This is a genomic window from Bradyrhizobium sp. USDA 3315 (assembly GCF_054056795.1).
Window position 1 is genome coordinate 1,693,986 of the sequence record NZ_JBSRYP010000001.1, and the last position, 12,588, is coordinate 1,706,573.

Genomic DNA, 12,588 nt, shown 5'->3' on the forward strand with positions numbered 1-12,588 from the left:
AGCAGCCCAGCGTTTTCACACAGCCAGGGACGTTGGCGGACATTCGCTTAGGCATCTTCGATGTCTGCTTTTGAAGGCAATCCGGACCTCGCTATTCCCGCACGCTTGTACCGGATTTGTGCGTACACACCCTAACACTACTTTGGCAGATTGTGTTTTCGCCGCTGTTTTTCACGGATCTGCTTTCGGCAATATGGGCACTGCTGAGACGGCGGCCGAAGGATGAGATCGACGATGGCGTGACGTACGGCTGGCATGGTTGGCTGAGGCGGAGGCCCGTTGATTCTTTTTTTTCCGCCCCGCGTATGCGAGGCGACGATGTTGCAGGAAGGCGTAGGCAATCATTGTCATCAAGGCGTGGCGATGAAGACCTTGCCATGATCGCCCTTCGAAGTGATCAAGTCCAAGTTCCTCCTTCAACTGCTGATGCGCCTGCTCACAAATCCACCGTGCCTTGATGGTGGCGGCCAGCGTGCGCAGATCCGTCGCCGCCGGAAGGTTGGCCAGATAGTATTTCTTCTCCCCGGACGCACGTTGCTCGCCAATGAGCCAGGCTTCGTCGCCTGGCAGATGCTGCTGACCTTTATCCCATATCCGCTGCGGAGGGCCGTCGGCGGTCCGGACACGGAGAGCAGCAAATTGGGCTTTCAGCCGACCTTTCGTCCCGCTACGCCAACTCACGGTTTTCCATTTGGCGCTGGCGAGCATTTGTTCTGCGGCAATCGATAAGATATCGGGCACGTGGTGCTTTCGTGGTTTTCCGCGGACTTTGGTAATCGGCCAAATGAGCTTCACATCGACCGGATACACTTTCTGGTGCCGAGGGATGCCGACAGCCCAGGTCAGCCCGCGCTCTGTTAGCCCTTGTCGAAACGGTGCGCTGAGGCCGTATCCTGCATCCGCCAGCACACATCCAAAGCGCACGTTGGCTGCCATCGCGCGGTCAATCTCGGCTAGAGCAATCTCGGGCTTGGACCGTGCCGTTCGATGTTCGACTGGCACGCGAGCGCGCTTCAAACGAGATATGTCGCTTGTCCAACTGTCAGGCAGAAAGAGACGTAACGCGACCATCACGGGCACTTCGCCGCGAGCAAGCGTCAAAGACACCAGCGTTTGGCAATTTGCCGTTTTACCGAGAGCCGACGCGTATTGAGCCGCAACACCGACCGAGCGCTCACCCTTCTTGGGAAGTGAGGTGTCATCAATAACCAGCACCGCATCCCTGCCGCCGACAAGTCGGTCCGCCTGGTTGAGCAGCTCTGTCTCCAGCGGCGTCGCGTCCCAGACACCGTCCGCAATGAAATGGTGCAACTGGTCGTAGTTGCTCGTGGCAAGGCGTTCCGCCATCGGCTGAACGCTCTTGCGATCGCCCGGACCGATCAATCCCGCAACATACAGAGGACACATCCGCTGCCGGGTCTTATGACCCAGCCGGTCCAAGAACGGCATCAGCCAGCGTTCGAGTTCGTCTTCCCATCCGGGCATGGTCAGCCCTCCCAGAGCCGACCACCCATGAATCATTGAAAAATTGATTCGGGAATCCTATAAAACGCGGCAAAATCAACAATCTGCCAAAGTAGTGCTAAGTCAGCCATCGCCGCGCGATCCGCTCTTGGTTCAACAGCGGACGAGGGTTGTCGGTGCTCTCGATGGATCACGAGTTGGCTTTCGCTTGGAAATTACGGAACAAGCGCAGCCGGTCCTCTTAGGCATACGGCGGCACGTCAACCAGCGTACCGATTAAACGCAACAGAGCTTGATGCTCGGGTCCTTGCATTCCCTTGCGCAAGAACTCACCCAACTCGACGTGCGAAAGTCGGCCGCCGGACGGCGCATTCGGCTGATGGATGATAAAGGCATTCCCGTTGGTCGGCTCGCGCCCAAGGAACCATGCATCTCCGTTCGGACTGCGATACAGTTCTCTTCTCTCGGACATGTAGCTGCTCCTCCTTCTGCCGCAAGCGCGTGCGCATCTGACGCCCGTCAACTCACTCGTTTTCACTCTCGCTGAGTTCTCGCTCTGCCTGCAGCCAGAACTCAAGATCACGGCCACTGGGCCGGCCGTGCTGTACCCAAAGTTCGTGGGCGCGGGCTCGCACTTCCTGCTTGGACCGCCGGGCGGCTATAAGCCGTCGCAGGCCCTCGGTCAGCTCGTCGACAAATGCCTTGAGCCGCTGATAGGTCGTTTGGTCGCTTATTCCGGACGCAAGCCGGTTGGCTCGTTCCAATTGGCGCTCCAAGGCTTGACGATCACTGCGCGCGGTCATAGCCACCTCCGTCAAAATAAGGCGGCTGCAGCCAAATCGTTCATTCTGAGCCAGGAAGACGGCTCCATGAGGCTGGTCCGCGAGGATCTTGCTGCGGCGCGGGAGGAACTAAGGGGTCAACTGAGAGTGGATTCCAGGTACGCGATGCGACTGCGACGTCTCGATGGATCGCCAGTTGCTGGCAAGGAGGAAGGCAAATGGCTTACACCCATCAGACGAGGCAACCCACTGCGGCTCAGCGCGAGGCCCAAAAGGCATTTCGGGATGCCGACGCCAAGGCAGCGATGTCAGAATACGAACGCGCTCAAATCGCGTTCCATGCGAACCGTGAACGATTGAAGGCGGAGCGGCTGGCGCGCGAGTCGGCGGCTAGCGACGAAGTCGCGTGTAGGAGGGCATCGTCTGCTCCTCGCGCTAGACCGAAGGGCAATATCAAAAGAGTGAGACGGGATTAAACGACTCAGTGCGAGAGGTCTTCTAGGACGTTCGCAGATGATGCAAATGAGCTTGCCTGATCGGGACTGGCAGCGTGCGGTCGCCATCCGAGCGCCACCGCGGATCCCGCGGATCCGTCATCACTTCGCTTCAGATCACAATGCACTTGCCGATTGAAAGTCATAGCCGGCGTCGAAGGAGACCCGGTCATCTGGGGGGCGCCCATGAATTCGGCCAGATTCGTCTCCGACGACCATTGAAGGTAGTTACCGCCAGCAAAGACAAGCGTCCCCACGACGAGAATCTGAATCATCATCGTGGCAGCAGTTGCGAGGCTTTCTCGACCATTCAGCAATAACATTGCGGCCTCCCGGCACCTAGCGCCGTGGCGAAACACTCTTACACCCCTGAATGTGAACCCGCTTCAAACGCCGCCATTTGGCGATGCAAGCCAGCTAACTTTGAGGCGGCCTATCATTATCATTATTATTTCTGGGCGAGACCGCGGAATGCTCAGCAATCCACTGCGCCGCGTCGTGCTCGGTGACAAAGCCCTTAATTACTTCCGTTTCCCCATCAGGCCAGAGAACATCAACACCCCACCCACTTCCGGGATTTTTCCGTGCCAGGAACGTTGGTTGCTGTTCAAACACTTGGTGACTATGCGCGTTTGGACACTAGTTACAAGCCAGCTATCCTGTCGCATCGGTCAGAAGAAAGCACGGCATTCGCTAGCGATCGCCTCGGTTCGGCCGGGCAAAGTGGTGTCCGGTTTAGCCCTTAGAACCGACGTCTAGGCGTCTCGCGTCGTTTGTCGCGACGGGCATAATTCGCCCAGACAACTTGGTTCGAGCGGATTGGCTACGATCGACCAGTGATGCGATAGACTCGTGCGTTGCCCTGCACGCCACGCAATGGCGCGTCGAATTCCTCAACATGGTGGCCTGTCAACAGCTCGCGAACGCCGAGAGTCGTGTAGAGCGCTTCAGTCAGACAGATTTCTCCCGCATCCGCGAATGACTGCACCCGTGCGGCTATATTCACGGTTTGGCCGAAGTAGTCGAGATTCTCGTTGAGGGTCACCGCAATCGAGGGCCCGCAGTGTGCGCCCATTTTGAGGATGATGGCGGGCCGGTCTCGCTCAAAGTTGAACTGGCCGATTCCGTGTAGCATTTCGAGCGCCGCTGCGACCGCGTCGACCGGCCGGGAGAACGCAGCCATCACGGCATCCCCGATGGTCTTCACGATAGCACCGGCATGCCGTTGAGCGACTGCGTCGAGCAGAGCGAAATGTTCCCTGACCAGCGCATAGGCATTAAGATCTCCGAGATGTTCGTAGAGAGCGGTCGAGCCCTTCAAGTCGGTAAATAGGAGGGTCACCTGCCGGACGCCAAGGCCTTCCTCCTCGTCCACACGCTCGGAGCGGAAGAGCTTGCGAAAAGTCTGCCGCGTTAACAGCATGGCGCCAGATACGTAGGGCTCAAACTCGAGCGTCGGCTTCTCTCGCATGGCTACGATCTCAGGTGGCCAGTTGATCAAGAGCACCGAACCGCGCTTCGCGCCGGTATTTCTGATCTCGAAGACGGCGCGCCCCGACGGGACGGCCGAAACAGCGGATGTGAAGCGCTGCCCATCGTAGGTGATGCGAATAATTGTCGGAGTGCTGGGTGGGGGTGCTGAGGAGTCCACCACGGGGAGCGTGAAGCCAGCCTGCGTCTGGACGTTAACACCTGAGAGCGCGCCGGACTTAATCTCGGTCTGCAGGGTCGGTCACGCCCGGTGGCAGATATGTCATGCCGCGTACGAGGGCGCGCAGAACATCAACAAATCGGATTTGTCCGCCGGGCAGCCGTCCGCTGTCCGCAAACTTCAGCTTCCAATGCAGGTCTTCGATTGAGAGATTGTCAACGTCGTGCAACGCGAGGCGCCGCACTTGCGGCGAGACGGAGAAAGAAGCTTGGATAAAGTCGTCGAGGTCCGTCTGACCGTCGATATCGCATAGCCCGCAAACAAAATGGCTCCGGAGTGCTCGCAATTTGCCGAAGCTTTCCAGTACCAGGCCTGAATGGGGGCACAGAATGTCCCAATGCAGCGCGCGCGGCGTGGAGGAACACGTCGATCGCTTCCGGCTCAGCCACACCGCGATCTCGAGCGAACGCCAAAGGGTTAGCGCGGAAGATGCTGACCTCGTCGCCGCTACGGATCAGGGTTTCAAACTTGGAAATGACTCGCGGGCTCCAGGCTCTGGCCTGCTCGATCTGGGTCATCTTGCTTTCGAGAAGCCGTTCATCAATGGATGTCATCGACAGCTCCTGGCGGTACCAATCTAGCAAAGAATATCAATTTCGCAGCGCGGGCCATCCGCTGGCAATCCAAGCATAACACACCGGCAGCACGTTGCCCTGCACCAACCCGGTCGGTTATGGTCACAAGCCCGACCCACGGCGACCCGTTGACCTTGGTCGGCTTGTCTCCCCGAAGGCGGACATTGCAGTCTTCTGAGCCAAGGTCGGCTACCGGCCAATAGGCAACGGTTAGCGGTGTAGCCCGGTCGCCCGATCCGTCGTACAATGTCTCGTCCGGTTGGGTTGAGAGCCATGGTGCGGGATCGGCCAGTCCGAGTCGAGCGCAGGTTGTCAGCGATATTGGCCGCCGATGTGGCTGGCTATTCACGGCTCATGCACGATGCCGAAGAGCCTACGCACGCCAAATTGACAGCGCTGTTGGCGGACGCTGTTGTGCCAGCAATCGCCGGACACGGCGGACGTATCGTGAAGAACACTGGCGATGGGTTTTTGGCGGAATTTCCTAGCGCCGTCCGAGCGGTTCGAGCCGCTGTGCAATTCCAGACCTGCATCAAGGAAGCTGCGGTCAGCGAGGTGGAAGACAGGCGTATTGCTTTCCGTGTGGGTATCAATATCGGTGATGTAATCGTCGAGCCCCATGACATCTTCGGGGACGGCGTTAACATTGCGGCAAGGCTAGAGAGCATTGCGGAGCCGGGCGGCATCTTCATCTCGTCTGCGGTTTACGATCAAGTCCAAGGTAAGGTCCGCGTTGCATTCGTTGACTTGGGCGAGCACTCTCTCAAGAACATCGCGCGCCCGGTCCGGGTCTATGCGATTGCTAGAGAGGAATCGTCCGGCGCGGTGACGTCACCAGACCGCTCGCCCCCTCGTCTTTCCATCGTTGTGCTGCCATTCGGCAACCTAAGCGGTGATCCAGAACAAGACTACTTTGTTGATGGCGTAACCGAAAGTTTGACAACAGACTTGTCGCGCATCAGCGGCTCATTCGTGATCGGAAGACACACCGCATTCACCTACAAAGGTAAGGCGCTCGACCTCAAGAAGGTCGGCCGCGAATTGAACATCCGCTATGTACTGGAAGGATCTGTACAACGTAACGGCAACCGGCTTCGGGTCAACGTGCAGCTTATCGATGCCGAAAGCGGCAATCACCTGTGGGCCGAGCGCTTTGATAAACCCGTCGCCGATCTGTTCGATATGCAGGACGAAATCGTGTCGCGGCTCGCTAACGCGCTGAATGCCCAGCTTACCGAGGCTGAGGCGCGACGCGCTGAGCACTCGCCGCATCCCAACTCGATGGACCTTGTTTTCCAAGGTAAGGCTTCATGGAACAAAGGGCCAACACTTGAGCACATGGCTAAAGCCCGCGGCTTTTGTGAACGGGCGTTGGGGCTCGATCCCGCGAATGTCGAGGCGACGGTCGGTATCGCCAACGTCGATTTGGTCATGGGGGCCGCTCTGCTAACTGACGACCGGGCTGCGCTTCTCTCGACAGCCGAAACAAATGCGATCAAGGCGCTTTCATTGAACCAGGACCATGCGGGGGCCCATTTGGTTCTGGGTATGGTCTACATTTTTCGAAACCGCGCAGCGCAAGGCATTGCTGAATGCGAGCAGGCACTCGCAATCAATCGTAATTCGGCCAATGCTCATGGCCTTATTGGTTACGCCAAGTATTGCATGGGTCGCGCAGCCGAGACCGAAGGCCATGTGCTTGAAGCGCTCCGTCTTTCCCCTCGTGATCTCGGTACTTACTGGTGGATGTTCTGTGTGGGCTTGGCCAAGGTACAATGCGGCGCGGAAGGCGAAGCCGTCGATTGGCTCCGACGAAGTATCGAGGCAAATCGCAATTTCGCTAACAGCCATTTTGTATTGACCGCGGCGTTGGGGTTACGGGGTGCAATAGAAGAGGCCCGGACCGCTGCGAAAGCGGGACTTGTGCTCAACCCGGGCTTCACTCTCCGCCGTTTTCGCCTCAACGCGTCAAGCGATAATCCGACGTATCTTGCGGGGCATGCGCGGATCTGTGAGGGAATGCGCCTCGGCGGCGTGCCTGAGGAATGATGTCCGACTTGGGTCAATCGCGATGCAATGGTCGCGGTGCGCCAGAAGCAGAAGTTGCCACGGTGCGAGCAGACGAAGCGCAGTTCATTTCACGTCGGAACGGCGATTTCGCAAACAAGCCCTTCCGCGCGCCAGTCAAAGTGCACCTTGCCGCCAATTGGAGTAATCGTTCCTTCGATGAGGTGACTACCAAAGCCCCTGCGTTCGGGCGCATTTACCCTCGGACCGCCCAATTCGGTCCAGCGGAGCATCAGCTGTCCATCTTCGCTTTGCGACCACGCCAGTCCAATCCGGCCTTTCGCGTTAGATAACGCTCCATACTTGGAAGCGTTGGTTGCTAGTTCATGCAAAACCACAGCAATCGCCTGCGCAGCGGTGGGTTCTAACACGGTTTGCGGACCCTCCATCCTAATCCGCTTGTCGTGGCCTTCTTGGAGATAAGGGGCGAGTTCCTGCTTGGCGATCGCCGAGACTTCTGCTCCTATCCACCGTGTTTCAACAAACAGCGAGTGAACATTTGCCATCGCTTGGATGCGCCCGCTGATCACTTCCTTTAGGCGTTCGGAGGTGTCGGGCTGAGAAAGATTGATGATTGCCTGTACGTTCGCGAGGATGTTCCTGCTTCGGTGCTCCGCCTCGCGAGCCAGAACGTTAATCTGCTCCTGAATTCGCTTGTACTCGGTAATATCTCTCGCAATCTTTGATGCGCCAATGATGTTGCCGTGGGCATCTTTGACCGGAGAAACGGTCAGCGAAACGACGATTGAGCTACCATCCCTACGTCGCCGAACAGTCTCAAAATGGTCGATGCGCTCACCGCGTCGGATGCGGGTTAAAATCTCGCGCTCTTCGTTTTGTCGGTCCTCCGGGATCACAATCGTAATGGGCTGGCCGATTGCCTCGGCGGCCGAATAGCCGAAGATGTGCTCGGCCGCCTTGTTCCAGCTTGTAATAATGCCGTCCAGATTCTTGCTAACGATCACGTCGTCGCTATTCTCAACTATGGAGGCCAGCAAATTGGCCAAGCGCTCGGCACGTTCTTGTGCTGGCTCGCCGACCACAGGCTTGCGTTGAAGTTCCGACTCGTTTTTACGCGGCACTGAGAACCTCCGAAACTCAAATGCTGCACTGCCGTTAATTAGCCTCATCATAGCACCAAACGCAAAGGCCGCGATGTCTCCGGTGGGTCAAAAGCCGATATCGTCAACGCCGCTCGAATATCCGCTTTGGGTCAAAAAGCAGAGCAAGCGTGTCGGCGTTCACGATGGATCACAAGTTCGGTGTTCGCCTATCCGTTGTTATGGAAGAACTCGGTCAGCGACCGAGCAGGATGACGGTTGGATGCCAAGGGGGTCCGGCCGAACGCAACGCTGCTGACCTGGCCCCGGTTCGGCGCTTGTGGACAGAAGCAGACATCAACCAACCGACGACCACCGGCGAATCCGTCGAAATGACCCCAAGGCGACATACTCGAAACGATTACTCCGTTTGGCTTGAGGAAGGTTCAGTGACGCAACGGGACTTCGCGATATTTGTTGTGGCACGGCAGCCTTCTGGTCGCTCGCGGCGATCGCGCAGTCACTAGAAGCGCAGTGCCTAACCAGCTCATAAGCTATTTCAGCGTTGCGACTGGCGCGCCGTATCGCCTTGTCGCACACCGCTCTCATCAGCTTCCTCGCGTAACCCCGCGAGCCTGAGCGCCTTGACCATCCTCTCCCTAAAGTCAGCATCGAAGCACCACAGGGTATAGAGGCGATCAGCTTCACGCACACTGATGTCGGGCTTGAGTCTCAGCAACGCCGGTATTTGAGCCTTGGCTTCCTCAATCCTTCCGAGATGTGGGAGCGTGTAGACGAGGTGCAGGCGGTCCAACCAGTTCTGCTCAGAGTAGGACCGTTGGAAAACTTCAAGCGCCTTAGCGTACTCCCCCTTCCGATAGTAGTCCTTTGCGACTACCCACCACCACCAGGACGGTGCCGCCGGCCCTGCAAGGGTAAGCCCCTTTTCTGCAAGCTTTCGCCCGTAATCCCAGTCCCCAGCATAAGCCAGAAGGCTACCCATCAGACCGAGGGCGTTGGCATCGTTCGGGTTGAGGGCCAGCACCCGGTCAGTTTCAACCCGCATTCTCTCCGCCTGGCACGTAACGGAGTAGGCAAAGAAGAGTGCGAAATGTGCCGTTTCTTTTTCGGGTGCAAGGTCTACGGCACGATTGCCGGCTTCCTGGATGCGGGGAACAAGATCAAGACCCCTCTCATTCGCGTCGAGCGCGGTACCCCAACTGTACTGTATCTGCAGAATGCGCGTGAGGATCGCCCATGCCTCGGCATAGTTGGGATCGCGCTTTACGGTGGCCTCCAGACACGCACGGGCCCGTCGCATCGGCTCTACAGCACTCTGAGCTGCACTTGCCTGATAGCCTTGAAGCACGCACTCATAGGACGAAAGCTCGGTAGCCGATTTTGCACGCGCCCGCTCCAGTTCTGCTGTTGCGACTGCACCAGTGCGGATGTCGCCGATTGCAGCGCCAATGTGGTGGGCGATGTCATCCTGTATGTTGAGAAGGCTCGTCGATGTCGTCGGCCGCTCGAAGGTCTGTGCCCAAACGTGGGTCCCCGTGCGCGCATCTATGAGCTGCGCCGTGACGCTGATCTGGTCGGGGACGCGCCTGAAGCTGCCCTCGATTACATACTGGGCCTGTAGCTGCCGTCCCAGCTCTTGCATCTCAACGGCCTTCTTCCTGTAGGCGAAGGTGGTATTGCGAGCCAGCACCCGCAGTTGATCGAAGCGGCTTAGAACGGTAATGAGTTCATCACTGATGCCGTCCGAGAAATACTCCTGATTGGGATCGCCGGACAGATTGTCAAACGGAAGAACAGCAAGCGCGGGCCCCCTCGGCTGGATTGAAGGTACGCCTGTGAGGCTGGCGCTTACTTGGCCGGGGGCGCCGTGTCGACCGGCGCTTTGCCAGGCGACCACGCCTGTAACCGAAACCGCCGCGAGTAAAACGACGGCCCAGCGCGCCGAATTCATTTGCAGCAATACTGGGGGAGCCCTTCCAAGCCATCGGAAGAAGCCCGTTGGATGTGGCTCGTCCTCCAAGCGCGGTGTGGGGGCGAGCCCCGCAATAGCCTCTGGGCCCAGGCCATAGGTACGAATAGGTCGAGCAATGTTTTTGAGCTGTTTCTCGCCGCGGTCCTCCAACGGAAGCTCGAGCCTGCCGGCTAGGTCTTCGTAAACACGGCCCGAGATACAGAGTCCCCCCGGCTCGCTGAGGGCCTCAAGCCGTGCTGCCACGTTGACCCCATCACCGAAAATGTCTTGGTCATCAACAACTATGTCCCCCTCGTGGATACCAATCCGAAACTCTAGTCGTCGGTCCACCGGCGTCTCAGCGTTGCGCTCGGCCATCGTCCGCTGGATAGCTACCGCACAGCCCACAGCTTCTACAGCGCTGGGATACTCTATGAGAATGCCGTCTCCAGTCGTCTTAACGACGCGGCCGTGATACTCGCCGATGTTGGGATCGACGACTTCACGGCGAATGGCTTTGATTCGGCGAAGTGTTCCCCGCTCGTCCTCGCCCATCAGCCGGCTGTAGCCAACGACATCCCCTACCAGGATGGCAGCAAGCCGACGTTGTTGGTGCATTTGGGGCACGGCCGACCTCTGCTCTCCGCGCGGTAGGGCCGACATCGCTCGCACCGCGAGGGGTATAGTCACCGCCGCTAACTTAGCACCTTTGCGCCATGGCAGGTTGGGGAAAGTTGAATTTCCCGAGGGCCCACTCGTCGGTTCAGTGCCTGGAGATGGGGTGTCAATTGTACACCGACCGCCACATCCTACGGTCCGCTCGCATATTACCGCCCGTGGCGAAGTCCCAAGGACTGGGGGATCGGATGCGACCCTGGAGTTCGCGTACCTGGTCGGTTGCCCGTCCAACGTCCGTTCATGGCCCATCGCGACCTTTGCTGCGGTTGCACAGAGGCGGTCGGTATCGGATCGAAGCGGACATTGACGAAATTTATGAGTACGCGCCCTAACACTACTTTGGCAGATTGTGTTTTCGCCGCTGTTTTTCAGGGATTTCCTTTCGGCAATATGGGCACTGCTGAGGCGGCGGCCGAAGGATGAGATCGACGATGGCGTGACGTACGGCTGGCATGGTTGGCTGAGGCGGAGGCCCGTTGATTCTTTTTTTTCCGCCCCGCGTATGCGAGGCGACGATGTTGCAGGAAGGCGTAGGCAATCATTGTCATCAAGGCGTGGCGATGAAGACCTTGCCATGACCGCCCTTCGAAGTGATCAAGTCCAAGCTCCTCCTTCAGCTGTTGATGCGCCTGCTCACAAATCCACCGTGCCTTGATGGTGGCGGCCAGCGTGCGCAGATCCGTCGCCGCCGGAAGATTGGCGAGATAGTATTTCTTCTCCCCGGAGGCACGTTGCTCACCAATGAGCCAGGCTTCGTCGCCTGGCAGATGCTGCTGACCTTTATCCCATATTCGCTGCGGAGGGCCGTTGGCGGTGCGGACACGGAGAGCAGCAAATCGAGCTTTGAGCCGACCTTTCGTCCCGCTACGCCAACTCAGGGTTTTCCATTTGGCGCTGGCCAGCATTTGTTCGGCCGCAATCGATAAGATATCGGGCACGTGGTGCTTTCGTGGTTTGCCACGGACTTTGGTGATCGGCCAAATGAGCTTCACATCGACCGGATACACTTTCTGGTGCCGAGGGATACCGACAGCCCAGGTCAGCCCGCGCTCTGTTAGCCCTTGTCGAAACGGTGCGCTGAGGCCGTATCCTGCATCCGCCAGCACACATCCAAAGCGCATGTTGGCTGCCATCGCGCGGTCAATCTCGGCCAAAGCGATCTCCGGCTTGGACCGTGGCGTTCGGTGTTCGACTGGCACGCGAGCGCGCTTCAAACGAGACATGTCGCTTGTCCAGCTGTCAGGCAGAAAGAGACGTAACGCGACCATCACTGGCACTTCGCCGCGTGCAAGCGTTAAAGACACCAGCGTTTGGCAATTTGCGGTTTTACCGAGAGCCGACGCGTATTGAGCCGCAACACCGACCGATCGCTCACCCTTCTTGGGAAGTGAGGTGTCATCGATAACCAGCATCGCATCCCTGCCGCCGACAAGTCGGTCCGCCTGGTTGAGCAGCTCCGTCTCCAGCGGCGTCGCATCCCAGACACCGTCCGCAATGAAATGGTGCAACTGGTCGTAGTTGCTCGTGGCAAGGCGTTCCGCCATCGGCTGAACGCTCTTGCGATCGCCCGGACCGATCAATCCCGCAACATACAGAGGACACATCCGCTGCCGGGTCTTATGACCCAGCCGGTCCAAGAACGGCATTAGCCAGCGTTCGAGTTCGTCTTCCCATCTCGGCATGGTCAGCCCTCCAAGAGCCGACCACCCATGAATCATTGAAAAATTGATTCGGGAATCCTATAAAACGCGGCAAAATCAACAATCTGCCAAAGTAGTGCTAACACTACTTTGGCAGATTGTGTT

The 12,588-nt window shown here is 58.2% G+C and carries 9 protein-coding genes and 1 pseudogene; 1 reads left to right on the forward strand and 9 read right to left on the reverse strand.

What is annotated here, in order from left to right; all coding sequences use genetic code 11:
- Positions 1-171 precede the first annotated feature (171 nt).
- The 6 genes and pseudogenes from ACVIYL_RS07840 to ACVIYL_RS07865 all read right to left on the reverse strand — a co-directional run bounded on the left by ACVIYL_RS07840 (position 172) and on the right by ACVIYL_RS07865 (position 5,005).
- Entirely contained in the window at positions 172-1,521 is a 1,350-nt protein-coding gene (locus ACVIYL_RS07840) for an IS701 family transposase (RefSeq protein ID WP_253605578.1), read from the reverse strand.
- Positions 1,522-1,705: 184 nt separating this feature from the next.
- Entirely contained in the window at positions 1,706-1,936 is a 231-nt protein-coding gene (locus tag ACVIYL_RS07845; protein ID WP_456778192.1) for a hypothetical protein, read from the reverse strand.
- A gap of 52 nt (positions 1,937-1,988) precedes the next feature.
- Positions 1,989-2,267 (reverse strand): DUF2934 domain-containing protein, encoded by a 279-nt coding sequence (locus tag ACVIYL_RS07850; protein WP_456778193.1) that lies wholly within the window; start codon positions 2,265-2,267, stop codon positions 1,989-1,991.
- 460 nt (positions 2,268-2,727) lie between these two features.
- On the reverse strand, positions 2,728-3,063 hold the full coding sequence (locus ACVIYL_RS07855; RefSeq protein ID WP_456778194.1) for a hypothetical protein: 336 nt from the start codon (positions 3,061-3,063) through the stop codon (positions 2,728-2,730).
- Between the two features lie 500 nt (positions 3,064-3,563).
- Positions 3,564-4,391, reverse strand: a complete 828-nt coding sequence (locus tag ACVIYL_RS07860; protein ID WP_456778195.1) for an adenylate/guanylate cyclase domain-containing protein — start codon at positions 4,389-4,391, stop codon at positions 3,564-3,566.
- A 58-nt stretch (positions 4,392-4,449) separates the two neighbouring features.
- Positions 4,450-5,005: pseudogene (locus ACVIYL_RS07865) on the reverse strand (DUF5939 domain-containing protein).
- 294 nt (positions 5,006-5,299) lie between these two features.
- Here ACVIYL_RS07865 and ACVIYL_RS07870 point away from each other — a divergent pair.
- Entirely contained in the window at positions 5,300-7,075 is a 1,776-nt protein-coding gene (locus ACVIYL_RS07870) for an adenylate/guanylate cyclase domain-containing protein (protein WP_456778196.1), read from the forward strand.
- Positions 7,076-7,164: 89 nt separating this feature from the next.
- On the opposite strand, the gene ACVIYL_RS07875 is transcribed toward ACVIYL_RS07870, so the two are convergent.
- The 3 genes from ACVIYL_RS07875 to ACVIYL_RS07885 all read right to left on the reverse strand — a co-directional run bounded on the left by ACVIYL_RS07875 (position 7,165) and on the right by ACVIYL_RS07885 (position 12,501).
- Positions 7,165-8,175, reverse strand: coding sequence for a PAS domain S-box protein (locus ACVIYL_RS07875; protein WP_456778197.1), 1,011 nt, complete (start codon positions 8,173-8,175; stop codon positions 7,165-7,167).
- Positions 8,176-8,692: 517 nt separating this feature from the next.
- Positions 8,693-10,723: an adenylate/guanylate cyclase domain-containing protein gene (locus ACVIYL_RS07880; RefSeq protein WP_456778198.1), complete on the reverse strand. Its 2,031-nt coding sequence runs from the start codon at positions 10,721-10,723 to the stop codon at positions 8,693-8,695.
- A 428-nt stretch (positions 10,724-11,151) separates the two neighbouring features.
- Entirely contained in the window at positions 11,152-12,501 is a 1,350-nt protein-coding gene (locus ACVIYL_RS07885) for an IS701 family transposase (RefSeq protein ID WP_456778199.1), read from the reverse strand.
- Between the last annotated feature and the right edge of the window lie 87 nt (positions 12,502-12,588).

Bases quoted from the DNA above. Each gene is read 5' to 3' on its own strand.
- ACVIYL_RS07840 (WP_253605578.1), bottom strand. From the start codon at position 1,521: ATGATTCATGGGTGGTCGGCTCTGGGAGGGCTGACCATGCCCGGATGG.
- ACVIYL_RS07845 (WP_456778192.1), bottom strand. From the start codon at position 1,936: ATGTCCGAGAGAAGAGAACTGTATCGCAGTCCGAACGGAGATGCATGG.
- ACVIYL_RS07850 (WP_456778193.1), bottom strand. From the start codon at position 2,267: ATGACCGCGCGCAGTGATCGTCAAGCCTTGGAGCGCCAATTGGAACGA.
- ACVIYL_RS07855 (WP_456778194.1), bottom strand. From the start codon at position 3,063: ATGTTATTGCTGAATGGTCGAGAAAGCCTCGCAACTGCTGCCACGATG.
- ACVIYL_RS07870 (WP_456778196.1), top strand. From the start codon at position 5,300: ATGGTGCGGGATCGGCCAGTCCGAGTCGAGCGCAGGTTGTCAGCGATA.
- ACVIYL_RS07880 (WP_456778198.1), bottom strand. From the start codon at position 10,723: ATGCACCAACAACGTCGGCTTGCTGCCATCCTGGTAGGGGATGTCGTT.
- ACVIYL_RS07885 (WP_456778199.1), bottom strand. From the start codon at position 12,501: ATGATTCATGGGTGGTCGGCTCTTGGAGGGCTGACCATGCCGAGATGG.